At 66.5% G+C, this 22,594-nt stretch carries 18 protein-coding genes; 7 read left to right on the top strand and 11 right to left on the bottom strand.

What is annotated here, in order from left to right:
* Nucleotides 1–38: 38 nt before the first annotated feature.
* Nucleotides 39–2,228: a tetratricopeptide repeat protein gene (locus tag Spa11_RS18160; RefSeq protein ID WP_145114854.1), complete on the top strand. Its 2,190-nt coding sequence runs from the start codon at nucleotides 39–41 to the stop codon at nucleotides 2,226–2,228.
* 137 nt (nucleotides 2,229–2,365) lie between these two features.
* Here Spa11_RS18160 and Spa11_RS18155 read toward each other — a convergent pair whose 3' ends face one another.
* On the bottom strand, nucleotides 2,366–3,691 hold the full coding sequence (locus tag Spa11_RS18155) for a serine hydrolase domain-containing protein (RefSeq protein WP_145114852.1): 1,326 nt from the start codon (nucleotides 3,689–3,691) through the stop codon (nucleotides 2,366–2,368).
* 204 nt (nucleotides 3,692–3,895) lie between these two features.
* On the opposite strand from Spa11_RS18155, the gene Spa11_RS18150 reads away from it, so the two are divergent.
* The 4 genes from Spa11_RS18150 to Spa11_RS18135 all read left to right on the top strand — a co-directional run bounded on the left by Spa11_RS18150 (nucleotide 3,896) and on the right by Spa11_RS18135 (nucleotide 8,752).
* Nucleotides 3,896–5,242, top strand: a complete 1,347-nt coding sequence (locus Spa11_RS18150) for a hypothetical protein (RefSeq protein ID WP_145114850.1) — start codon at nucleotides 3,896–3,898, stop codon at nucleotides 5,240–5,242.
* Nucleotides 5,243–5,492: 250 nt separating this feature from the next.
* Nucleotides 5,493–6,242 carry a YebC/PmpR family DNA-binding transcriptional regulator gene (locus tag Spa11_RS18145; protein WP_145114848.1) on the top strand — a complete coding sequence of 250 codons (750 nt, stop codon included), beginning with the start codon at nucleotides 5,493–5,495 and terminating at the stop codon, nucleotides 6,240–6,242.
* Nucleotides 6,243–6,351: 109 nt separating this feature from the next.
* Nucleotides 6,352–7,008, top strand: coding sequence for a hypothetical protein (locus Spa11_RS18140; RefSeq protein WP_145114846.1), 657 nt, complete (start codon nucleotides 6,352–6,354; stop codon nucleotides 7,006–7,008).
* Nucleotides 7,009–7,282: 274 nt separating this feature from the next.
* Nucleotides 7,283–8,752: a hypothetical protein gene (locus tag Spa11_RS18135; RefSeq protein WP_145114844.1), complete on the top strand. Its 1,470-nt coding sequence runs from the start codon at nucleotides 7,283–7,285 to the stop codon at nucleotides 8,750–8,752.
* Between the two features lie 158 nt (nucleotides 8,753–8,910).
* Here the strand turns inward: Spa11_RS18135 and Spa11_RS18130 are convergent, their stop codons facing one another.
* On the bottom strand, nucleotides 8,911–10,221 hold the full coding sequence (locus Spa11_RS18130; protein ID WP_145114841.1) for an NAD(P)/FAD-dependent oxidoreductase: 1,311 nt from the start codon (nucleotides 10,219–10,221) through the stop codon (nucleotides 8,911–8,913).
* A 294-nt stretch (nucleotides 10,222–10,515) separates the two neighbouring features.
* Here Spa11_RS18130 and Spa11_RS18125 point away from each other — a divergent pair, with 294 nt between their 5' ends.
* Nucleotides 10,516–11,439: a hypothetical protein gene (locus tag Spa11_RS18125; RefSeq protein WP_145114839.1), complete on the top strand. Its 924-nt coding sequence runs from the start codon at nucleotides 10,516–10,518 to the stop codon at nucleotides 11,437–11,439.
* A 60-nt stretch (nucleotides 11,440–11,499) separates the two neighbouring features.
* Here the strand turns inward: Spa11_RS18125 and Spa11_RS18120 are convergent, their stop codons facing one another.
* The 9 genes from Spa11_RS18120 to rpmF form a co-directional block, all read right to left on the bottom strand.
* Nucleotides 11,500–12,450, bottom strand: coding sequence for a diacylglycerol/lipid kinase family protein (locus tag Spa11_RS18120; protein WP_197529494.1), 951 nt, complete (start codon nucleotides 12,448–12,450; stop codon nucleotides 11,500–11,502).
* 255 nt (nucleotides 12,451–12,705) lie between these two features.
* Nucleotides 12,706–14,073 carry a hypothetical protein gene (locus Spa11_RS18115; RefSeq protein WP_145114836.1) on the bottom strand — a complete coding sequence of 456 codons (1,368 nt, stop codon included), beginning with the start codon at nucleotides 14,071–14,073 and terminating at the stop codon, nucleotides 12,706–12,708.
* A gap of 405 nt (nucleotides 14,074–14,478) precedes the next feature.
* On the bottom strand, nucleotides 14,479–15,642 hold the full coding sequence (locus tag Spa11_RS18110) for a matrixin family metalloprotease (protein WP_145114834.1): 1,164 nt from the start codon (nucleotides 15,640–15,642) through the stop codon (nucleotides 14,479–14,481).
* A gap of 150 nt (nucleotides 15,643–15,792) precedes the next feature.
* Nucleotides 15,793–17,364 carry a hypothetical protein gene (locus Spa11_RS18105; RefSeq protein ID WP_145114832.1) on the bottom strand — a complete coding sequence of 524 codons (1,572 nt, stop codon included), beginning with the start codon at nucleotides 17,362–17,364 and terminating at the stop codon, nucleotides 15,793–15,795.
* A gap of 247 nt (nucleotides 17,365–17,611) precedes the next feature.
* Nucleotides 17,612–18,850, bottom strand: a complete 1,239-nt coding sequence (gene fabF, locus Spa11_RS18100) for a beta-ketoacyl-ACP synthase II (protein WP_145114830.1) — start codon at nucleotides 18,848–18,850, stop codon at nucleotides 17,612–17,614.
* 129 nt (nucleotides 18,851–18,979) lie between these two features.
* Nucleotides 18,980–19,222: an acyl carrier protein gene (locus Spa11_RS18095; RefSeq protein ID WP_145114828.1), complete on the bottom strand. Its 243-nt coding sequence runs from the start codon at nucleotides 19,220–19,222 to the stop codon at nucleotides 18,980–18,982.
* Nucleotides 19,223–19,553: 331 nt separating this feature from the next.
* On the bottom strand, nucleotides 19,554–20,333 hold the full coding sequence (gene fabG / locus Spa11_RS18090; protein ID WP_145114826.1) for a 3-oxoacyl-[acyl-carrier-protein] reductase: 780 nt from the start codon (nucleotides 20,331–20,333) through the stop codon (nucleotides 19,554–19,556).
* 114 nt (nucleotides 20,334–20,447) lie between these two features.
* Nucleotides 20,448–21,356, bottom strand: coding sequence for an ACP S-malonyltransferase (fabD, locus tag Spa11_RS18085; RefSeq protein WP_145114824.1), 909 nt, complete (start codon nucleotides 21,354–21,356; stop codon nucleotides 20,448–20,450).
* A gap of 232 nt (nucleotides 21,357–21,588) precedes the next feature.
* On the bottom strand, nucleotides 21,589–21,765 hold the full coding sequence (gene rpmF, locus Spa11_RS18080; protein ID WP_145114822.1) for a 50S ribosomal protein L32: 177 nt from the start codon (nucleotides 21,763–21,765) through the stop codon (nucleotides 21,589–21,591).
* 427 nt (nucleotides 21,766–22,192) lie between these two features.
* Here rpmF and Spa11_RS18075 point away from each other — a divergent pair, with 427 nt between their 5' ends.
* Nucleotides 22,193–22,522 carry a DUF6793 family protein gene (locus Spa11_RS18075; protein WP_145114820.1) on the top strand — a complete coding sequence of 110 codons (330 nt, stop codon included), beginning with the start codon at nucleotides 22,193–22,195 and terminating at the stop codon, nucleotides 22,520–22,522.
* The last annotated feature ends 72 nt before the right edge of the window (nucleotides 22,523–22,594 follow it).

Here is a 22,594-nt window from a genome sequence, read left to right as displayed (position 1 = left end):
GGCGGAGCGGTTGGCGAAGGGTTGTCGCCCGGCTCTTGATGATGTCGCTATCGGCGGCGTTAGCAGCAGCGGCGCCTCCGCAAGCCGATCTCCCGGCCGTCTCGGAGGCCGATCGTGCCGTTGCGGAAGGGTGGGCGTCGCAGGTCGATGACGACCTCAAAAGCAACGATCCCGCCGAGGCGGCGAGGCTCTTGTTGCGCGTGGTCCGATGGGACCCCTCACGATGGGACGACTACCGCTCTGCGATCGACCTCTTGGAATCGGTCGATCCCGAGGCGGCCGCTCGGCACGCAGTCGCTGAACTGCGCGGGCGGGCACGATTCGTCGGGGCAGATGCGGCGTTGTTGAGCCGGCTGGCCAAAGCGGCGGACGAGTCCGATGATGACGCCACTTGGCAAGACGCCGCCGAACTAACCCGTGCGGCAGCCGAACTGACAGCGAAGCTCGGTCCCGAACAAGCCTTGCAGGCGGCTCAGCTGTGGGCGGACGCCGGCAGCGCCTACGCCTCGCGTGGCGACCTGTCGGCGGCCTCTGGCGCGTACGATCTGATGCAGCGGGTTGTCGCGGCTACCGAAGGCGAAGAACTGAAACAAGCCTATCGCTGGGACCTGATCGCAGGCTTCCACCTCGACGCCGCTCAGCCGACACGCGCTGGGTCCGCCATTGAGTTGATGCGAGATCGAGAGGGCGAGACGCCACGTGTCCTTGTGCTGCAATCAAGGCTAGCGCTGGCGCTCGACGAGCCCCTCGTGGCGATCGATCATGCGGAGCGGGCGATCGGCAAGCTCTCAGGAGCTGCCGATGAAGCGGCCGAAGGCGCGTACTCGGTGTATGTCGACGCGATGCACACGATCAACCAGTCCGACCGCGCCGCCGATCAACTCGCCAAGGACGCGACAGCGGCGCCCGACAATGTCGCGCTCGCGCTAGCAGTGATCGACGCGAGGGTGGATGCGGGGCAGCTCGAACCAGCCTGGAACGCATGCGGCGCGTTGATCGAAGAGTTGTCGGCCGGGCTATCACCGGTAGAAGGGCACCTGAGCGCCTACTCGTCCGCCGACCCGGTCCAACTCGACCGGTTCGCCGACGCCGCGACGAGGCGGTTGAGACTGGCGACGCGCATGGGGCGGGTTCGCGAAGTGCTCAGCGATAGTGTGGAATGGACCGAGCGGCTCGGCAGTCTCGATCTTGTCTGGGACGAACTCGCCGCGCTGTGCCGCGAGGACGGCTTCGGATCGGAGGCCTCCCAATGGCTCGACGAGCACCGAGCCGACCCGGAAGCGCCCGCGGCAGAGAACTTGGCGCCGGCGACAATCGCATACCTTATCGGTCGTCCGGAGGAAGTCGCGGTCTACATCTTGGCCTTGCTCGAACAGGCCTGGGAGCAAGACGTTCAAGCAGGGGCGATCGCGGACGAGTGCGCGAGTTGGGCGGACTACCTGCTCAACGATCGCCACGACGCCGCCGCGCGGGCGTTGCTCGAAGCGGCGATCGATCGGCTTGAAGGCAAGCCAAACGCGACGGTAACCGCAGGCCTGCGGACAAGGCTGGCGCGCGCGATCATCAACCAGCAGGTCAAGGCGGGTCAGATCGACGACGCCGTTGCCGATGAAGCGCAGCGGATACTCACCGCGGCTCGAGGCCAGTCGCCCGACAACGGACTCATTGCGTACCGCGTCGTGTTCGATTTGCTGTATATGGGCCGGACAGCGGAAGCCATCGCTGTTTGCGAGCAGGTCTTCAAACGCTGGCCGGCGCCGGACAAAGAAAGCCTGTTCGGCTCCCAGCGATTCCATCAAGCCAGCGAGCTCTTCGCCGCGGCGCTGTTGCAGCGGAACGAACCGGGCGACGCCGATCGCGCCGCCGAACTTTTGGAAGCGTCGCTCGATGCTTGGCCGCAAAGTGCGACGGCGATGACTTATCTGGCGTGGCATGACAGCCGCTCGCCTGATCGACTCGGCCGCGCGCTGCGGCTCGTCGGAGACGCGGTGCGGACCCGCCCCGGCGCAGGCGAATCACGCGGCTATCTCGGCGTCGTGCAGTTGCGTGCGGGGCGAGTTGAGAAAGGAATCGAATCCCTCCGTCAGGCGATCGCGATGTCCGACGAGCAGCGACTCTCACTCTGGGAACGCGACTTCTTCCGCAACGAACTCGCCGAAGCCCTCCGCGCCAACGGCCGCGCCGAAGAGGCCGAAGTCGTCGAGTCCGCCACGGCCCCCGCCAACTGAGTTCGCGGGGCAATTTTAGCGAACCGCGAAGGCACGAAGGACACAAAGGAAAGATTCTTGAGCCCGGTCAGTCTTGAATTGGCGACCTTCCTGCTCTTCGTGCCATAATGGTTCCCTTCCTTCTTCGTAGCGGGTGGCTATTCCCCCAGTACAACCTGCATCACGCGCTCGCCGAGGGCTTCGATCAGCGCGTCGTCCCACGACTCGGGCCCTTCGGGACCGGGTGGGACGCTGTTCATCAGGACGACGACCGCGCGATCATTTTCGGGGAGCCACTGGATCGTTTGCCGAAAGCCCTTGGTGGCGCCGCGGTGCGAGTAACGCGGCTCGCCCAGCCTTTCATCGACCATCCAACCGCAGGCGTACGTCCGGCCGCGGCGTGAGTCGCCGAAGCCGTCGTTCTCGGGCGGCGAGACGCGGGGCGTCATCCACAGGTCGTAACCAGCCTCAGAGAGTGGGACCTTGCGATCGCGCACCGCGTGGAGGAAGGCTTCGAGGTCGTTGAGGGACGTGTAGAGGGCGCCGTCGCCGCCGAGCCTCGTGTAAGGTCCTTGGTCCTCTTCGTGCCAGTCCGCATTGTCGGGAACGGCCGCAAGTTGCCGCTGGGCCATGAGGATCTGCTGTTCGATCGCCGCGTTGGGTTGCGCCTGTTGCTGGGCGATCCGCTCGCGTAGGGCGATCATTTGCTGGAGCCGCTGCCGCGTCTGCTGGACGACGATGTCGGGGCCGGGCTGGTGACCGAAGGCGCGGTTGGGCGGCGAGTTGAGGCCCTCGACGAAAAGCAGGCTGCCCTCCATGCCCGCCGGGTGGAGCACCTCGTCGCGCAGGTAGTCGGCGAAGGGTTGGCCGCTCGCTTGTTGCACGACGAGCCCTAGCAGGACGTAGGCGGTGTTGTTGTAGGTCGTGCGCGGATGCATCGACGTCAGCGCGGCGTCCGGCAGCCGGCTAAGTGTCCGCAGCACGTTCAGGTCGGTTGCCTCGGGAAGTTGCTGGATGTTCAGCAATCCGTGGTAGGGCGGCAGGCCCGACGTGTGGTCGAGCATCATGCCGATTGTCACGGGGCGAAACGTCTCGGGAAGGCCGGGCAGCCATTTCAACGCGGAGTCTTCGAGCAACAGCTTCTCATCGTCGACGAGCTTAAGCACGGCGGCGGCGGTCAGCACCTTGGTGAACGACGCGACGCGGAAGGTGGTCGCCGGCGTAATCGGCTCGGGCTTGGAGCCGTCTTCGATCTGGTAGCGACAGGCGCCATAACCGTGCTTGAAGACGATCGGCTTCCCGCTGGCGCCCTTGCCGAACACCATCACGGCGCAGCCCACATGCGGCGGCAGCATCTGCTTCACGCGCTGGTAGACGGTGCCGCCGGGCGGTTCGGGCGGGATCGAAATGGTGTTCTCGTCACCACGCAGCGCTGCCGCTGTTGCAACGAGCCCGATCGTGATCAGTGTGCGAATCGTCTGCATCCGAGTTCCTACAACGAATTCTTCAAAGCCGCTACAGTCATCGTACCACGCCCACGGGTTGGCGCAGTGTTTGCTGACTGAGCACGCGACACCCCTCTTTTGCCGAAGCAAGATCGCCGAGGCGTGAACATTCTCGAACCAGGCAGCTTGCCGTTCGAGCGGTTTGGAACCGCACCGGTCACACGACCATCAGGAGTTAGTTCGATGAAGATGACAATTGGAGTCGCCATGGCGACCGCGCTGATGCTGGCGCTCCCCGCCACCACCTTCGCACAACTTGACCCGCCAGCGCCGGCGACCGACGCTACCGACGCCTCGTCCGGCGCCGTGGATACGGCCGCTCAGGAGGCTAACGACGCGACCGCCACGGCGATCGACGCCGCGGACAATGCTTCGGACACCGCCGGCGACGCCGTTGAAAGCTCGACCGACCAAGCCATCGACACGGCGGATGACGCCGCGGATCGAGCACAGAACGAAGCCGACGACCGCGCCGACGAAGCGCAGCAAGCCGGCGACGATGTCGCGAATCGTGCTGACGACGAGTTGGACACGGACCTGGCGGCGGAAGCCGATCGCGACAATGAAGCGAACCGTGACAACGAAGCGCCGCAGCTCGACGCCGAAGCTCAGCTGGACGATGAGGCTCAATTGCGTGCCGACGCCGCTGTTGGATCGCAGTCGAATACTCGCTTCACCGACGAGGACCGCAACGCGTCGTGGCGCTTTGTCGAGCGTAATGGCGTCTGGTGGTACCGCACGCCGATGAACACGTGGATGATCCACCAAGGCGGGCAGTGGCAGGCCCAGCCGTATTCGGTTGGTTACCGTGGCGCACAGCGTGGGCAGTACTACAACAACCAGCCGGGCCAGCCCGTTTACCAGGGCCAGCAGCAGGCCTATTACAACGACGGCTACCAAGGCCAGCGTGGCCAGCAACAGGCCTATTACAATGAGGGTCGCCAAGGCCAGAATGTCCGCCAGACCTCGCACCACGAGGGCGCTAATCACGGCTGGGGCGAAGAGCACCCGAGCGTCGGTCAGCAAGAGTGGATGTGCATCGATGGTCGCCGCACGCTCGTGACGGTTGTCTCCGTGACGCCGGTAACGGCGGGAGAGGGCGGTCAGTACTACCCCGAACGCGCCGCTCAGAACGACGGCAATCAGCAGCCGATGCCCGCCGCCCCGCAGGACGAGTGGCAGAACGACCGCAATCGTGACCAAGACCAACAGGATCGCGATCGCAACGAATCGGATAGCGACCGGATGACCCCGCCGCCCGTGCCGCAGCCCAACGACAGCGCTAGCAACGAGTCGGCAGACCGCCCCGAGGCGCCCTCGGCGGAGAGCCTTCAGTCGGCGACGACTTCGAGCAACCAGTCGTACTCGGCCGCGAAGCCGGTGACCGATACCCAGCAGCAGGTCCCGGCAACGCCTCAGCCGGCTTACCGGTCGGGCCAAGCGACCCAAGCTGGCCCCGCGGATGGCTCGTATGAGACGGCCGCCGACCGCAACGCCGGCCGCATCGAGGCGACCGACATCCGCGACTGATTTGGCTTGCCATCGGCAAGAGGGCCGCTCTCCCGCCGGATAGCGGCCACCGCCCCGCCACGCCCCTGCCGGCGTGGCGGGGTTTTTTCGTTGGGGCTGTCCGTTGGGCGTCGTGGCCGTCTTGCCGCAGTCCGACTTGCGGGCTGGACGCCGGGCGGCGAAACTACGCGGTTCGCCGCCCCAGCGCGGCTCACGCCCTCAACGAAGGGGCGTCCTCCCTAGCCTGCCGAATCCAACCGACGATCCCCCCATGGCCGGACACTCCCACTGGGCAAACATCGCGCACAAGAAAGCCGCCATCGACGCCAAGCGCGGCAAGGTGTGGAGCAAGCTCAGCCGCGCGATCATCGTCGCGGCGAAGGCCGGTGGATCGGACCCGGACACCAACCTCAAGCTCCGCTACGCGATCAACGACGCCAAAGCGATCTCGATGCCCAAGGACAACATCGAGCGTGCGATCGCCAAGGGCTCGGGCGAGGCGGGCGGCGACAACTATGAAGAGGTCGTCTACGAAGGGCAGGGCCCCTCGGGCGTGATGGTGATGGTCGAGATCCTCACCGACAACCGCAACCGCACCGCCCCTGAGATCCGCAAGGTCTTCGAGAAGGCCGGCGGCAAGCTCGGCGCTACGGGCTGCGCGGCCTGGATGTTCACCCGCAAGGGGATCATCACGATCCCCGCCGACCAGACCGACGAAGAGTCGCTGATGGACATCGTCCTCGAGGCGGGCGCCGACGACGTCTCGCTGCAAGGCGACTTCTTCCATGTGACGTGCCCCGTCGAGTCGTTCAACGACCTCTGCGCCGCGGTCGATAAGGCCGAGGGCCTCACGCCCGACAGCCAGTCGCTCGGCTACGTCCCCAACGACACGGTGACGCTCTCCGGCGACGACGCCCAAAAGGCGATCAAGCTGATGGAAGCCCTCGACGACCACGACGACGTGCAAAAGGCCGCGGCGAACTTCGAGGTGGACGAGGCGACGCTGGCGGCGATGGGGTGAACAGGCTTCGCTTGAGGCGTGAGGCGTGTGCTGCGGACCGATTTGAGAACACTCGCGGTCCTATTCTTTCGGCGACGAACGCCTACGAGCCGCTAGCCCCCAGGCCCCGATGACCGTACTCGCCGCTAGGGCCGCTCCGGCTGTTTCGGATGTTGTCGCTGAGCGTCAGCGCCATCTCGGCCGCGAGCGGACGTTGAAGGCGATCGCGGCGCTGATGGGCTTGTCTAGTATCGCCGGGCTGCTGAGTGGAGTGGTGACGCTGGTGCTCTACTTCGCTGGCTCATTTGAGTTCGAAGAGTATGCTTTGCCCACCTTTGTGTACGGCCAAGTGCTGTCCGCCGTGATGCTCTGGGGCAGTTGGCGGCTGTGGCGTCTGGATCGTTGGGGGCGCCTAGCGATTGGCCTCTGGGCGGCCTCGCTGACCCTTACGTCCCTTACGGTGGTCTGGACGGTGGTCGGGACGGCCCGGGGAGCCGCCGCGGTGGCCCCAACGGAGAATGAGAGTCTGGCCGCTTTTGTTGGCAACTTGATTTTAACGATGGCGATCGGCTTCGGCCTCCTCGCTGCCTACTTGTGGTGGCTCACGTTCGCCCGCAAGACACGCCGCGTGGTGTCCCCGCAGTACCAGGCCGAGGTAATCGCAGAGACTCCACAGATCAGCAACCGCCTGGCGACGACGACAATCGTCGCGTTAGTCATCTTGGCCGTCTTCACTCTCTTTTCAGTCGTCGCACCGGTCTTTGGAGTCTTCAAGCCAGCCGCATAGAGCTGAGGCATGAGGCTCGAGACCCGAGGGTTGCGCAGCGGACCGGAACAGGATGGCGGCGCAACCCTCAGGCCTTAAGCCTCACGCTGCTAGCAGCCCCGCCCTGGCAAGCCGCGTTATCCGGGTAACTCGGCTAGGTCGGTTCCAGCCGGGGGGATAGAATCGCCGCCGGCGCCAGCTTGTCGCCCCCGGGTGTGGGGCGGCGTACCATAGCTAGGCGGCGCTGTGTTGATGCGATGACTTCCCTTTTGGGCCCCTGCGAGCGAGACCCTCCGTGACGACCATCTCGACCTACCTGGCGGCCTCGCTGGTCGCCGTCACGTTTGGCTGGGTCCCTTCCGAGCGCGCCAGCGAGTCGCAGCCGGCCGAGGGCTACGACTACCTCGTCAAGCTTTCGCCCGAGGACCTCGAAGCGATGCGTGACGGCCGCGCGGTGGACCTCGTGAGCGAGTTGCCCGACGACGTCGGCCCGATCGAGCGCGTGCGCGTCTACGTCGGCGAGGGCGAGGCGCCGCGGCAGCTCCGCGATCGCGACCGGCTGTCGCCGCAACGGATCTTCGCCGAGTCACAGGCGAAGCGGTACGAGGTCAAGAAACCCGTGACGCCCGAGTGGAAGGACGCCGCGCTGCTCGATGCGGACGACGCCAACGTTGGCGAGACCGCCGAGCGCCGGACGGCTTACCAGAACCCCCCGACCTTGCAGGACGGCTTCGCGGAAGCGACGCGGCCTTTGGCGGAGGTCGGCCAAGCGATCGACAGCCAGACACGCAACCTCGCCGACGGGACGGCGCGACTCTTCGAACAAAGTGGCGACCAGCTCCGCCGCGGCGCGGAAAGCCTGCTCAATGGCGCCGGCGAGACTCTTGAGAGGATCGTCCCGAACAACACGACGACGCCTTACGCCAGTCGTCCACAGTACGACGAGCCGTCGCGCCTGGCGGCGCCCGATACCTCGACCGGCGCCGACGCGCCCCAACAGGCGCAGTTCACGACGCCTCCTTACTCCAACCAGCAGCCGCGGTATCCGTCGGAGAGCTACCCGCCCCAGAACTACCCCGCCCAGACCTCACCGCAGAGCAATGCGAGCAATCCCCCACGGGACGACTTTGGCAGCCCTTCACGAGTAAATAGCTACGATCGGGATTCACGAGACGACCTTGTTCAACGATTCACCGACGACCCCTACGCCGCCACGTCTCGCAGCGTGCTGACGCCCGTGCAGCGCCGCGAAAGCGCCGCCGAAAGCGACAACAGCGCCAGCGCGCCCTCGTCATCGCAATCGAATGTTTGGGACCCCAACTACAACGCCTCGAACGACCCGTCCCGTTCACAAGCTGGCACGTCGCAAGGCGCGCAGCGTGACGGCTCGGCGTTTGCGGACTTGCAACCGCGCGCTAATAGCGGCCCGAACACTCCGCCCCCCCGCTCGTCGTTCTACGACGACGACTTCGCCGCCAGCCGGCCCCCCGCCAACACGACGTCCAACACTGGGGGCGCCGAGGCGAACAACACCCCTTCCACCGGTTGGACCGGCCGCGAGTTCGCCGACCCGGGCGCCGCTGCGGACCCGAGCACGGTCGTGGTGAACGAGCGCTCCGACAGCTCGGTGGTCATCGACCGGCTGCTGATGCTGATCCTCGGCGGCGCGACGTGTTTCACCTGGATCGCGTACATCGACGTGCGGAACAAGTACCTCTCAGTGCTCCGCGCGGCGCCGGGCAGCGGGTACTCGAACGCGGCATAGGCGCAGCGTAGTCTTCTTTCGGCAGAACCGGACGCTAAGGTGTGCCGGCTGATATGGCTGGCAAAGGCTTATCAGCCGCGGGGCCTTAGCCCCCGGTTTGTGCCAACAAGTCGAATGTCAGGCACAACTTGGCGCTACCCGCGGCTAGCGCCGACTGCTCATTTGATGTGCTCGCGTTCTTCTGGCACGGCGGTGATCAGCCGGGCTGAGCGGTCGCGTGTGACGTAGTTCCACGCCCACTGCGTCAGCACCAGGACGCGGTTCTGGAACGTCACTAGCTGCATCAGATGGATGAAGAGCCAGATCAGCCACGCCAGGTAACCCGTGAAGCGGAATCGCCCCAACTCGGCCACCGCGGCGGAGCGGCCGATCGTCGCCATCGAGCCGTAGTCGCGGTACTCGAACGGCTTGTCGGGCTTGCCGTGCAATCGATTGGCGATCGTCCGCGCGACATGCTGGCCCTGCTGGATCGCGACCGGCGCGACGCCCGGCAGTGGCTTGCCGTCGGCGCCCGCGCAGTTGGCCATGTCGCCGATCGCGAACACGTCGGGGCGGTTCGGCAGGTGCAGCGTCGGCGTCACGGTGACGCGGCCCGCGCGATCGACCTCCGCGCCGCTTGCTTCGCCGAGCATCTTCGCCAGCGGCGAGGCGTGGACGCCCGCGGCCCACAGCACCGTCTCGGTCGGCAGCGTCTGGCTCCCCTGCGGGCCCTCGATCGTCACGTCGGTCGGCGTGATCGCCGTCACCCGTTCGCCGTTGCGGACGATGACCCCGCGACGCTCGAGCGATTTCAGCGCGTTCGCCGACAGCGACTCATCGAAGTTGGACAACACCCGATCTCCGGCGTCGATTAGGTAGATGTGGGCGTCGCCGGGTTCGATGCGGCGGAAGTCGTGCCGCAGCGCATGACGTGACAGCTCGGACAACGCGCCGGCGAGCTCGACACCGGTCGGCCCACCGCCGACGATGACGAACGTCAGCAACCGCTGGCGTTCCGTGGGGTCGTCGGTCCGCTCGGCGCGCTCGAACGCCAACAGGATGTCCGAGCGGATCCGCGTGGCGTCCTCGACGGTCTTCAGGCCCGGCGCGAGCCGTTCCCACTCGTCGCGGCCGAAGTAGCTGTGCTTGGCGCCGGCGGCGACGACGAGCGTATCGAAGGGGAACGCGTCCCCTTCGTCGAGCAAGACCCGCTTCGCGTCGAGGTCGAAGCCGACGACGGCGGCTTGCAGGACGGTCGTGTTCTGCTGGCGATCGACGATCGCCCGCAGCGGCGCCGCGATGTTGGCGGGCGACAGCGCGCCGGTCGCCACTTGATAGAGCAGCGGCTGGAAGAGGTGGTAGTTCGTGCGATCGACGAGCGTCACCTCCACCGCCGCCCGACGCAGCGCCTTGGCGGCGTGCAAGCCGCCGAAGCCGCCACCGACGATGACGACGCAGGGGCGGTCGGGGGTAGGCGTCGGGGGAGTCATCGGCACAGTTGACGAAGGGGGCGGCACGCGAAGGCATCAGGGTACCGTCCCCGCCCGGGGCGTCGCGAGAGGCCTGCCCTAGACGGCCTATCGGGGCGGAGAAATCACCCTCTGGCGCAGAAAACCCCCAGAATACGGCCCAATAATTTGTACGAGGGAGGGATGTTGGGTAGGGTGCCCGTATGTGTCCCGGCCGAAAATCCCGACGGTGGCCGACGGGCGGGACTCACCCACTGCAAGCATCCTTTGATTCGGAAGCTAGTGACGCCACACCCCCAATTTGCTGTGAGGTTCATGATGAAGCGATGTCTCCTGTTTGCTACGGCCGCTCTAGGCTGTGGAATGCTGTTCTCCGGCGCCGCTCAAGGCGCCGAGCTGTTCCGTGACGAAATGGCCAGCGGCGCAGGCTGGGGCGTCAACGCCAATAACGCCGACTCCGCCGCGACTTTCGGCTACGACTACAGCGCCGATGGCATCCCCGAGGCGCCGAATAGCCGAGGCGGCGACACCGCGACAAGCGGTGTGAAACTCGAAGCCAACATCTCGACGGGAACACTATCGGTCTTCACCCTGTACCCGACCGGTCAGAACTTCACGGGGGCGTACCAGCTCCGCTTCGATGTCTGGACCAACTACGACGTCAACGAGCGGGTCAACGGTGCGTCGGCCGGCACGACCGAGTTCATCGGCGGCGGGATCGGCTACAACGGCACCAACGCCGACGTCGGCAGCGGCGCGCAGATTCTAGCCACCAACGAAGGCGGTTCGGCAAGCGATTGGCGCGCCTTCGCCGATACCACCTTCCTTGCCGCAACCGAAATGACGGCCGGCACTCGCAACGGCGAAGACGCTTACTACGCCGATTTCTTGACGGGGGTCGCGCCTCCTGCCTCCCAGTCCCAAGTTGCCTTTCCTCCTGGCATCGCCGGCACTCCTGGCTTCCAGTGGGTCACCTTTGAGGTCACCACCGACGGGTCCGTAGCCGATATCTGGATCGAGAAGCCCTCGGGCGACCGTCTCCAGATCGTCACGATCGACGAGCCCTTCTCGTCGGACGGCAACATCAGCCTGGTCTACGCCGACTTCTTCACGTCGGTGACGTCGCGTCCCGACCTGACGTTCGGCGTGATCGACAACGTCGAGGTGTCCCAGATCCCCGAGCCGACCGCGATCGCCCTCTGCCTCCTTGGGGCCGGGGTAATGCTGCGTCGCCGTTGATGAATCGGCGGGCGGCTTGAGACGCCGCCCCATGGACTTGCGTCCCGCCGACCGCCGCATCTAGCGGCGGTCGGCGTCGTCGTTTATCGGTCGGAATGAGTAGCGCGGAACCAGTACCTGCAAAGCGCCGGGCAGGGCTTCGAAGCGGAACGCCTGGCCTTCGAGGGGCTCGCCGTCGGCGATGAAACAAAGCCCGCCGGGTGCGCGGATGTCGATTCGCTGGGCCTGACGGAAAGTGACCCGTTCGTGCTCGAGGTAATCGCCGAGCAAGAAGCCCGAGGCGAGCGACGCCAAGTCGATCCCCTCGCCCTCGCCGATGAGCACCAGGTCGAGCAGCCCGTCGTCGAGCCGCGCTCGCGACGCCACATCGAGCCCGCCGCCGGCGTAGCGACCATTGGCGACAATCAGGTTCCATAGCGGGAGCATCTCGACGGGGCCGCCATCCACCGCGACCTCGACCTCGTAACTCTGGAGGTCGGTCATCACGGGCAGCGCGGCGCGGAGGTAGCACCAGGCCCCCCAGCTCTGCTTGTCCTGATCTTCCAGTGCGTCGATGACGCGGTCGGCGTTGCCGGCGGTGGCGACGGTCGCACAGTAACGCACCCTGTCATCAATCGTGATGCGGATCAGATCAACGGGGGTAGGGACGCCGTCCCGCAATACCGCGAGCGCTTCGTCCACCTCGAGCGGCAGCCCGAGGTCGCGGCAGAAGTTATTGGAGGTCCCCATCGGCGCCAGTCCGAGCACCGCGGGTGACGCAGCGGTCATCAACGCGTTGATGACGCCGTGTACGGTCCCATCCCCACCGGCGGCGACGACGACGCCCCCCTCGTCGCAGACGCGGTGGATCTCGTGGGTCGTATCGTCGCTGGAGGTGGTTTCGATCACCTCAGCCTGATCGCCCAGCGCGCGGCGGGCGGCGTCACGCAACCGATCAACGGCGCCGTCGCGGGCGTTGGGGTTGAGAAACAGGCGGATCGGGGTCGACTTCGAAATCGGGCTAGCGTCCATGCCCAGCCTTGGATGCGAAGCGCATGCCGTAGGCGCCCCCATCAACGTATAGGAGGCGCCCCCATCAACTTGTGGGAGGGGTCTCTAACAACTTGTGGGAGGGGTCTCCAGACCCCGATTACGGTTTCTTGGCCGAACACGGCATGGTGCGCGTCATCGGCGTCTGGAGACGCCTCCCACAACACAAGTTGTCGGGAGACCCCTCCCATATTCAACCGTAGTCATATCCGTGCTTAAGTTCTTAAGGACGAATGCTCAATACCGCCCATGAAACGTTGGCGTCGGCCGGACGGCGGTTTGAATGCGGTCGCCGGTTGGGGCGGCGCTGGGCGCCGCGGTGGGGATCGCCGAGCTCCGCGCTTCGACGAACAATAGCGCGTCGGCGCGTGGCGGGCTCTTCATCATGTCGGGCAGCATCTCGCTGAACGCGCCGCCCGTTTCGGGGCCCGGTGTGGCGACCATCCCCAGCGACAGGACGAGCACCTGGTTCGCCGGCCAGCGGAAGCGTTCGTGGAGGTCGGCGCTGGTGACCTGCGGCACCTCGACCTGCAAACGCTGCCCCGGCGTGGCGCCTGCGTTGACGCCGGGGGTGGGCAGGTCGAGCGAGACGCGTCGCATCTTCTCGATCTGGTTGAGTCGCAGCTTGATCACCGCTTCGGCCGACTCGAGGTTGAGCGACAGCAGCGGGCTGAACTCTAGCGACGCGCCCTCGTCGATCTGCGCCGTCTCGGGTTGGTAGCCGGGCCAAACGTTCTGCGTAGGGACGATCCCCTTCACGTACCCGCGCGGACGCATCGTGCTGAAGTGGACCGACTGACCGTTGGGGACCAGCTGCCCCGCGGCGTTGTACTCACGCACGTCGCCGCGGCGCCCGAGTTCGGCCGAGAGCAACGCGTAGTTCTCTTTGGGCATGACCCAACCTTGCAGGCCGGGCGACTGCACGCTGATCGGCGTCATCAAGCCGAGGGCCCGCACGCGCCAGTCGGGGTTGCGGACCGTGACGATCCGCATCGAGAACGCCTGCTCGGCCGCCTTGCTGTTGACGAAGCGGTCGACAATGTCAGTGACGATCGCCTGCATCGCGGGCGTGTGATAGACGGTGAGCGTTTCGCGCGTGGCGTTGAGAATGCCGACGGTCTCGCCGTGCCACGCCTCGTAGCCGGTCTCGCGCAGGACCCAATCGACGACGCGTTGCTGCGGCTTGGCGTCGGCGGCGAGCCGCTGCGTGTAGGGACGGATGTCGTACTCACGCCATACCTGGCCGGCATCGTTGGGGAGTTTGCCCGAGCCCTTGGAGACTTGCGCCCGACTGACGCTCGGGGACCCGACGGGCGTGAGGCCGCCGTCGGTTGTTGCCGCGCGACCCTGCCCGGAAGTGGCGGCTGGCCGCGACGGAACGGACGCGCCCGAATAAGCGCCGCCGCCGTTGTTCGTGGGCGGCGTCGGCTCGGGTTCGCCGTAACGCACCGGGGTGATCTCGCCGCGGGGTTGCTCGAGCTGCAGCGCGTCGCCGCCGCCCGCAAACGGGGCAGGGGGGCTGACGGACTGCGCCCTAGCGCCCGGGGCAATCGCAAGGGTAACGCCAAGGGCGAGGCAGAGCGTGGCGCCGATCCGTCGGTCCATCCGCAGGTCTCCCGGTACGCAAGCGGGCGGAGCGCGGGTGGCTTCGTGCCACGAGCAACGCGGGGCCCACAGTGAGGGGCCGGATCGTAGGCGCCGGGGCCGGATGGCGGAAGACGGATTGCCCGCGGCGCGTGCTGGCGGCACGGGGCAAGGAGCGACGGCACCGCCGCGGCATTTCCCGGGGTTTTTGGGGGCGCCTTCTGAGAGCCCCAAAAAGGGCCCTAGAACGCGTTCAATCGCCAACTCGACACTCAGGTTGGAGGGACCCCCAAGGTGCGTTGGAAGGGCCCTTTTTGAGCGTCTGGACGGGTGTTCATGACCACGAGGGTTGGGCCGCCCCAAATCGACACGCCATCGCACTTAGGCCCCGGTCAATGACCGGGGGCTAAATGGCGGGTCCGGGGGCTAAATGACCGACTTTCTCCGCATCCCAACGGCGCCCCAGCACGCCCCGATAATCAGCAGCACGCCGGTTGTCGGCTCGGGGACCGCCAGACCGCTAGCGGCGGCGGAGCGGCCGTAGTTGACGGACCACTCGGCGTAACTGCCAATGACGCCGCCGCTGGCGACGCTGTCACGCCACACGGTGTAGTCGGCGGCGTCGACGAGGTTGTCGGAGTTGTAATCGCCCGGAAGGCCGGGGGCCTCGACGTCCCAGCCGATGTCCGCCAGGCCAGCGGCGTCGAGCGTCGTCCAGAACTTCCGGGTGCCGGTGGTGATGGTAGGGTCCATCGCCGCCTCTTGGCTGGTGGAGCTGCCGAAGACGGTGCTCGTGGTGCCGTTGGCCCAGTGGCCCCCCGTGACGGAAGGTTGCGAGTTGCCGTTGGCGGCGTAGGCGTTCGGGCCGGTGAACTTCCCCCCCGACACCAACGCGTTCCATTCGTTCGACGTCCCCATTCCCAGGGCGTGAGCGATCTCGTGCAGCGCCACGGAGTAGAGGTCGTTCTGCCCACCGGTGGGGGAAATCGTGTGGTCGTAGTTCCAGTTGGAAGTGGTGTCGAACGAGAGCATTCCGCCCCAGGCTCCGAAATTGCCAGCGCCCTGGCTGCGGTTGTTGAGGAGCTCGGAGAAGTCGGCGCTGATCGCTTGGATTTCGGCCTGTTGTTCGGGCGTGTACAAGCTGCCCCCGCTGCTGGAGGTAAAGTCGCCGGGGCCGCCGACGCCGAGCGTTGAGCCCGGCAAGTCGCGGGCGCCGACGTACACTCGGAACTCATCGGCCGGGATGGTCGGGTTCGAGATTAGGACCTCGTTCCCGGAGGACGGGTTATCGAAGCGGGCTTGCCAGGTCCAGCTGTAGGTCAGCGGCGTCCCGCCGCCCGGAGGGGTGCTGATGTAGTTGCTGGGCCTGCTGACCTGCGGGAGCGAATCGGTGAGGATCGTCGAGAAGTAGTCCGCCGCGGCTTGCACCGACGAGCGGGCCTTCACGCCGTTGGCGGTAGCGGTGCTGAAGAACGACCCACCCGCGTAGGTGTAGTCGAGCACGATGCTGGCCGCCGGGGCCGCCGCGGCGACCAAGAGCACCGCGGCGAGCGTCGTCGCGCTCGCAAAGGACCGAAGTAGGGGCTTCATCCGCCTGTTCCCGCTGACGAGTAGCGACGCCGATTTGCCGGCATCGAACAAGTATCAGGCTACGGTCCGGGTCGAGATTCAGCAACTAACTCCCTTAATCGGTTGGCGCCACCATAGGTTGGCGCCACCATCGATTAGCGCCACCATCGATTAGCGCAGCCGCCGGCGGACCGCCCCCCCGAGGAGGGCCACGGCGACCGCTGATAGGCCGGGCTCTGGCACGGAGACAACGGCCCCGGCAGCGGTCGCCCCGTAATTGGCGGCCCACTCGGCGTGCGAGCCGACCGGCGCGCCCGCGGCGACGCTGTCCCGCCAGACGGTGTAATCCGCGGCGTTGACGAGGCCATCGTCGTTGTAATCACCGTCGAGTGGGGCAGCGATCACTGTCGCCACCAGCGAGGTCGGGGTCTGCTCGAAGCTCCAATCAAGCCCGCTAGCGAGCGCCGGTCCCATTAAGGCGTCGAACTCGCCGATGAGCGAGCTGGCGGTTAGCAGCGGGAGGCTGACGCCTTCCTCGAGGTCGATTGCCATCGAACCGAGCGACTCGAAGTCGAGCGTCCCGCCAAGCGAGGCGACGCCGTTGACGTAAAGAGCGGCGACCTCTTCGCCGGAGTCGAAATCAACGACGAGTCGCGCCTCGCTCTCCCAAGAGACGTCGCCGATCACCGACGCGCCGGCGCCGATGGCAAGGGCACCGCCTTCGATCGAGATACCGCCCGACGATCGGAGGACTCCGTCGAGCACCGTGACGGTCTGATGGGCAGGGATGGTGAGCGGCGCGCCGGCCAGCGACATCTCGCCGCCCGCTTCGATGCGTAGGTTCGTCGCCGCAGTGAAGTTGCGCATCGCGGCGCCGCTCTCGACGTACTTGCCGCCGTGGACGGTGAAGCTCGGGCCGGCGACGCTCAGCGAGCTGCGGTCGTTAATCAACAGACCTGTGGGGTTCACCACGACAGACCCGAGCTGCATCACGCCCCCCGTCGAAACGGTGAGCGCTCCGCGCGCGTCGGTGACGCTGTTGACCGCGCCGACGGTGGTCGTGCTCGCAGCGGGTTGCGTCAGCGTCGAGCCTTTGACGTTGAGTTCGCCCACGCCCGACGCGGCGGCGGCGGCGATCGACAAACCGTGCACCGTGGCGCTCGAACCGTCGTAAAGATCCAGGCCCGCTCGGCTGATGAGGCTTCCCGAGGGAGCGATCACTAGTGAGCCGAAGTCGCCCGTTGCGCCATCGTCGAGGACAACGACGGTCGAGTCGGTGGCCGTTCCACCGGCGATTGTCGTGGACGACGCCGCAAGGGAACCGCCCTCGACATCGACCTGCGTGCCTGCCACCACCGACAGGGCGCCCTGGGCCTGGAGGTGGAGGTGTGTGCCGACGATTTCCGCCAGTGTCACGTCTCCAGCGAGCGAAACGTTCCCCACGGCGGAGATGGTCGCGTCGGCGAGGCCGTTGGGCCGTAGCGTCACGCCGCCGCGGACGACGTTCAGGTGGTTGATCGCCACCGGGCCGGTCGAGCCGTCGAGCGTGACGGTGTAGGTCCCGAAGAGGTCGAACGTCGCCGACTCGGCGGCCGTGTCCGGCACGTCGGCCGGCGACCAACTGGCGGGCGTGTTCCAGAGGCCATTGGCGACCGCATCCCAGGAACGCGTCTGGGCGCTAGCCGCCGCGGCGATGAGGGATACCGATAGCGAGGCGAAGGCAAACAACCAAGATCGCGACATGGGTGGTTTGCGGGGTTTGGGTGCTTAGGGCTGGCAGGCCCTGCACTCTAATTACCCATCAAACCGAATCCCAACCATTCATGCGGCATTTTCACGGGACGCCGCCACTGTCGGTGACAGCCTTCTGTCACCGTCACGCCCCTAGTGAACCTCTGAGCCGGGGGCGCGAGCCCTCGGTGTGAGGCGCGGGTTGCGCTGCCCACCGAGGGCTAACGCCCCCGGCTCAGACGCTGCGGCGACGCCCGCTCTACGGGGCTTGGCCGAAGATGATCGTCGCGTTGTGGCCGCCGAAGCCGAAGCTGTTGCTCATCGCGGCGCGGATCGGGCGCTGCTTGGGGACATTGGGCGTGTAGTCGAGATCGCACGCCGGGTCAGGGTTTTCGAGATTGATCGTCGGCGGGCAGACGCTGTTCTGGATCGCCTTGAGCGACGCGACCGCCTCGATGCCGCCACTCGCGCCCAGGGAGTGGCCGAGTTGGCTCTTGGTGCTCGAGACGCTGAGCTTGTAGGCGTGGTCGCCGAAGACGCGCTTGATGGCGACGGTCTCGGCCTTGTCGCCGAGCGGCGTGCTGGTGCCGTGGGCGTTGATGTAATCGATGGCGTCGGGGTTGAGGCCGCCGTCCTTGAGGGCCTCGGACATCGCGCGGCCGGCGCCCTCGCCCTCGGGATTGGGCTGCGTGATATGGCCGCCGTCGCCCGACGCGCCGTAGCCGAGCACCTCGCCATAGATCCGCGCGCCGCGGGCCTTGGCGTGCTCGTACTCTTCGAACACCAACGCGCCGGCGCCCTCGGAAAGGACGAAGCCGTCACGGTCGGTGTCGAACGGGCGGCTCGCCTTGGTGGGAGCGTCGTTGCGTTCGCTGAGGGCCCGCATGTTGGCGAAGCCCGCCAGCGCCATCCGCGAGCACGCCGCCTCGGCGCCGCCGGTAATCACCATGTCGGCCGCGCCGCGTTGGATGAGCTTGAAGGCGCTCCCCATTGCGTTGGTGGCGCTGGCGCACGCGGTCGCGACGGCGAAGTTCGGGCCCTTTAGGCCGTAGTGGATCGACACGTGGCCGCTGGCCGCGTTGAGCATCAGCTTGGGGATCGTGAAGGCCGAGACCTTGTCGGGGCCCTTGAGCAGCAGGCGGCCGGTCTGGAGCTCGATCTCGTTGATGCCGCCGACGCCCGAGCCGATCACGACGCCGCAGCGGAAGGGGTCTTCCTTCGCGAAGTCGAGGCCCGAGTCGGTCACCGCGTCGATCGCCGCGACCATCGCGAACTGCGTGAACAGCTCGATCCGGCCGGCGTCCTTGCGGCTGACGTAGCCCTCCATGTCCCAGTCTTGGATCTCGCCAGCGAAGGTGACCTTCATGTCGCTGACGTCGATGTTCTTGAAGGGGTGGATGCCGCTCTGCCCCTCGAGCAGGCCGGACCACAGGGCCTCGACCTTGCGCGCGAGTGAAGTGACGACTCCCAGTCCGGTGACGACGACGCGGCGACTCATTCTTCGCATAGCTCCTCTGGCGTACCCACCGCAATCGGCGGTCGCCAACGACGATCTCACTAGAGAAACCGCCCGCGAGCGGCGTGGCGCGCGGGCGGCGTGGTTCTCAATAATACGCAGCGGGCGAGATCACTCGCCGCCCTGTTCCTTTTCGATGAACGCCACCGCTTGACCCACGGTCTGGATCTTCTCGGCGGCGTCGTCGGGGATGTTGATGTCGAACTCTTCCTCGAGTTCCATGACCAACTCGACCGTGTCGAGCGAGTCGGCGCCCAGGTCGGTCACGAACGAGGTCTCTGGCGTGATCTTGTCCTTATCGACGCCGAGTTGCTCGGACACGATCTCCGTCACGCGTTCCAGCACGCTTGCCACGGTCACTCTCCTTACTGTCGCCTGGTTGTCAGATTTCCCCATGGGGCGAGGCGGACGCCGCCAGCCATGGTGGGGGTGGGCCTATTTGAGGGGCGTTCTCTAAGCCGCTGCCGGGGGGGCAGCGACCTATGCATCGCACCGACGCTGTCAAAGCCTTCGCAGTCATGCGAAGCGTCACAAAATAGAAGGTCTCCGCAAAGCGGGTCAAGGTGGGATGGGGCTTATGCCCAGGGGTTAGGGGCTAGGGACGGGGGACGAGGGGAAGCAGGATGCTTCAATTTTTCCCTCGTCCCTCGTCCCTAACCCCTCGTCCCTGCCGCAGTCAGGCGGCCTAGCAGGTCATTCCTCCGTCGATCACCAGGGTTTGGCCCGTGATGTAGGCGGCGGAGTCGCTGGCGAGGAACAGGACCGCGTCGGCGACTTCTTCGGCTTCGCCCTGGCGTTGCAGCGGGACGACGGCCTTGATCCGCTCCATGACGGCCTCTTCGCCGGCGGCCTCTTTGAGGGCGGCCGTCATGTCCGTGGCGATAAAGCCTGGGCAGATCGCGTTGACGGTAATCTGACGCCGCTTGCTGGCGAGTTCGCGGGCTACGGTCTGCGTGAAGCCGATGACGCCCGCCTTCGACGCGGAGTAGTTGCACTGGGCCTCATTGCCGCGGAGGCCCGACGTGCTGCTGATATTGATGATGCGCCCCTTCTTAGCCCGCATCATCGGGCCCGTGGCGGCGCGGGTGAACAGGAAGACGCTCCGCAGGTTGGTGGCGATGACCGAGTCCCAGTCGTCGTCGCTCATCCGCGGCAGCAGCGTGTCGCGGGTGATGCCGGCGTTGTTGACCATCACATCGACGCGGCCCCACTTCTCGGCGACGCCCTCCACGAGCTTCGTGGCGGCGTCCGAGTCGGCTACGTCGCAGGGAATCGCCTCGGCTGTGCCGCCGCCGGCGGTGATCTCTGCGACCGTCTCGGCGAGCTTGTCGGCGCTGCGGGCGACGCAGGCGACCTTGGCCCCCGCGGCCGCCAGCCGCAGGGCGATCGCCTTGCCGATGCCGCGCGAGGCGCCGGTGACGATGGCGACTTGGTCGGTGAGATCGGCGTTGATGCGGCTGGGCATTGGGGAGGGGACAGGGGTTAGGGGCTTATGGGGGCGCTAGTTGGGAGGCGCTGGGCGCTAGTTGTTGGAGTCCAAGCGAGAACCAGCGTCTAGCGACTCAAAACTAGCGCCTCTTTATGCTTCTACTCCCTCACTCGGGAACTTCCGGTCGATCCGCTTCAGCAGGCCCCGCAGCACGCGGCCTGGGCCGATCTCATAGAAGCTGTCTACGCCGCCGTCGATCATCTGGCGGAGGCTCTTCTCCCAGAGAACGGGGCTCACCACCTGCTTCACCAGCAGCGAGCGGATCTCGTTGGGATCGTTGTGGGCCCGGGCGTCGACGTTCGACACCACCGGCACGCGGGGCGTCACCAGCTCGACTTCGTCGAGCACGGCCGACAGGCGTTCGACGGCGGGCTGCATCAGCGGCGTGTGGAACGCCCCGGCAACGGCTAGGGGAATCACTTTCATGGCGCCCGCCTTCTCGGCCGCCTCGGCGATCCGCTCGCAAGCTGCCGTAGTGCCGGACACAACCGTGTTGCCGGGGCAGAGCAAGTTGGCGACTTGCAGCGTCTCGCCGCCGCGGCATTGGTCGCACAGCTCCTCGACTTGCGGAACCTCCAGGCCCAGGACGCTCACCATGCCGCTAGGAACGGCCTCAGCAGCGTCCTGCATCGCGGCGCCGCGTTCGGCGACCACTTTCAAGCCATCCTCGAACGACAACGCCTCGGCGAAGCAGAGGGCCGTGTACTCGCCGAGGCTTAGGCCCGCGGTGGCGACACAGGCTTCGACGGTCGCCGGGTCGTCCCGCTTGAGCTTCTCGAGGGCCGCCAGGCTCGCCACGTAGAGGGCCGGCTGGCTGTTGACGGTGGCGTCGAGCTGCTCGGCGGGGCCTTCGACGCAGAGCTTCAGCAGGTCGAAGCCGAGCTGCTCCGCAGCGCGGTCGAAGAGCTCACGGGCCGCGGGGACCTCGTCACAGAGGGCGCCCGCCATGCCGACGCTCTGGGCGCCTTGACCGGGAAACAAAAAGGCAGGCTGGGCCATCGGAACGCCTCACGGGGGGCGCCGCTAGAGGACACGGCGCCTCCGACTCGACCGCTTGCGGCTTAGCCCGACAGGGCGAGACGGTTATTGGCTGCCGTTGGGGGGGATCGACTGGAACTCTTCGCGTATTAACGTGGGTCACGACCGACGCGGGCCCAAGCAGGGCCCAACGGCTAGCCGCAGCGTCGCCCGGCGGGGACGCTCGACGGACGGTCAACGATCGCTGGGGCGATCACTCGACCTCGACGACCGTCCGGCCCATGTAGTGGCCGCAGTTGCCGCAGACGACGTGCGAGGGCTTGGCGGCGCCGCAACGCGGGCAGGCCTGCAGCTCACGGGCCTTGAGGAAGTCGTGCGCGCGGCGCTTGCCGGTGCGGGAGTTGGACTGCTTACGCTTGGGAACGGCCATCGGATTCGCCCGGCGATTCGGGGGTGGGAGCCCGCCAGAGGCGGAGGACCCAGTATTTGAGGGGGTGGTTGGTTGCGAGCCCCATAAGGTAAGGGGGCAGGCGGTGGGGTGTCAACGAGTGAAAGTGCGGGGTGGTTGGCGGTATTGGCGGCGTGAGGGGCGGTTCTCTTGGGATGGCGGGCGGTTTGGTGAGGCAACTCCGGGCGCCAACGCGTTCCGGCTCCTTGCCCCTCTTTTGGCGAGCCATGCGTTGGGCGGTGAGCTGGAACGCGTTAGCGCCCGGAGTTGCCCCAGAACACGCTTACGCCCGCAATCCAACCTCTATTGCAACCCCCGCGCGTTGACGCCCCCTCCGCCGGTTCCCTACGATCGCTCGTAGGAACAATCAGGCGTCAGGCCCCACCGCAGCCGAGGAGCGACCCGCGAAATGCCCCTGTACGAAGTCGAGACCCGTGGCCACATCATGATCATGTGGGCCGAGGACACCGACGCGGCCCGTGCGGTCGTCGCCGAGAGTTATCCCAACGAAGAGATCCTCCGGCTCATCAAGCGGCCCCGCGACACCTGGGTGATCTCGAAGGCCGCCCTAGGCATAACGACCAAAGGGAAGCTCGACCCGTGCACGACCGCGCGCGAATGTCTCGCCAAGGCCGAGGGGGACAAGGTCCACGCCATCCGCCTCTTCATGCACGAGAAGGGCGTCGACCTCGATCAAGCCCGCAAGGCCATCGAGTCCAACATGGTGATGGGCTGGTAATCCAGCTGCTTGAGCCGCGCCCGTAAGGAAAGCGGAGCAAGGAAGCGGAGCGGCCCGCGCCACCCAAGCACT

The organism is Botrimarina mediterranea, assembly GCF_007753265.1.
Taxonomy (GTDB): Bacteria; Planctomycetota; Planctomycetia; order Pirellulales; family Lacipirellulaceae; genus Botrimarina; species Botrimarina mediterranea.
This window is presented reverse-complemented; position numbering and strand designations above follow the sequence as displayed.

What these genes read in the sequence shown, in the direction of transcription:
- rpmF (WP_145114822.1), bottom strand. Translation starts at nt 21,765, where the DNA reads ATGGCCGTTCCCAAGCGTAAGCAGTCCAACTCCCGCACCGGCAAGCGC.
- Spa11_RS18115 (WP_145114836.1), bottom strand. Translation starts at nt 14,073, where the DNA reads ATGGACCGACGGATCGGCGCCACGCTCTGCCTCGCCCTTGGCGTTACC.
- fabD (WP_145114824.1), bottom strand. Translation starts at nt 21,356, where the DNA reads ATGGCCCAGCCTGCCTTTTTGTTTCCCGGTCAAGGCGCCCAGAGCGTC.
- Spa11_RS18130 (WP_145114841.1), bottom strand. Translation starts at nt 10,221, where the DNA reads ATGACTCCCCCGACGCCTACCCCCGACCGCCCCTGCGTCGTCATCGTC.
- Spa11_RS18145 (WP_145114848.1), top strand. Translation starts at nt 5,493, where the DNA reads ATGGCCGGACACTCCCACTGGGCAAACATCGCGCACAAGAAAGCCGCC.
- Spa11_RS18110 (WP_145114834.1), bottom strand. Translation starts at nt 15,642, where the DNA reads ATGAAGCCCCTACTTCGGTCCTTTGCGAGCGCGACGACGCTCGCCGCG.
- fabF (WP_145114830.1), bottom strand. Translation starts at nt 18,850, where the DNA reads ATGAGTCGCCGCGTCGTCGTCACCGGACTGGGAGTCGTCACTTCACTC.
- Spa11_RS18160 (WP_145114854.1), top strand. Translation starts at nt 39, where the DNA reads ATGATGTCGCTATCGGCGGCGTTAGCAGCAGCGGCGCCTCCGCAAGCC.
- Spa11_RS18105 (WP_145114832.1), bottom strand. Translation starts at nt 17,364, where the DNA reads ATGTCGCGATCTTGGTTGTTTGCCTTCGCCTCGCTATCGGTATCCCTC.
- Spa11_RS18140 (WP_145114846.1), top strand. Translation starts at nt 6,352, where the DNA reads ATGACCGTACTCGCCGCTAGGGCCGCTCCGGCTGTTTCGGATGTTGTC.
- fabG (WP_145114826.1), bottom strand. Translation starts at nt 20,333, where the DNA reads ATGCCCAGCCGCATCAACGCCGATCTCACCGACCAAGTCGCCATCGTC.
- Spa11_RS18075 (WP_145114820.1), top strand. Translation starts at nt 22,193, where the DNA reads ATGCCCCTGTACGAAGTCGAGACCCGTGGCCACATCATGATCATGTGG.
- Spa11_RS18150 (WP_145114850.1), top strand. Translation starts at nt 3,896, where the DNA reads ATGAAGATGACAATTGGAGTCGCCATGGCGACCGCGCTGATGCTGGCG.
- Spa11_RS18120 (WP_197529494.1), bottom strand. Translation starts at nt 12,450, where the DNA reads ATGGACGCTAGCCCGATTTCGAAGTCGACCCCGATCCGCCTGTTTCTC.
- Spa11_RS18155 (WP_145114852.1), bottom strand. Translation starts at nt 3,691, where the DNA reads ATGCAGACGATTCGCACACTGATCACGATCGGGCTCGTTGCAACAGCG.
- Spa11_RS18125 (WP_145114839.1), top strand. Translation starts at nt 10,516, where the DNA reads ATGATGAAGCGATGTCTCCTGTTTGCTACGGCCGCTCTAGGCTGTGGA.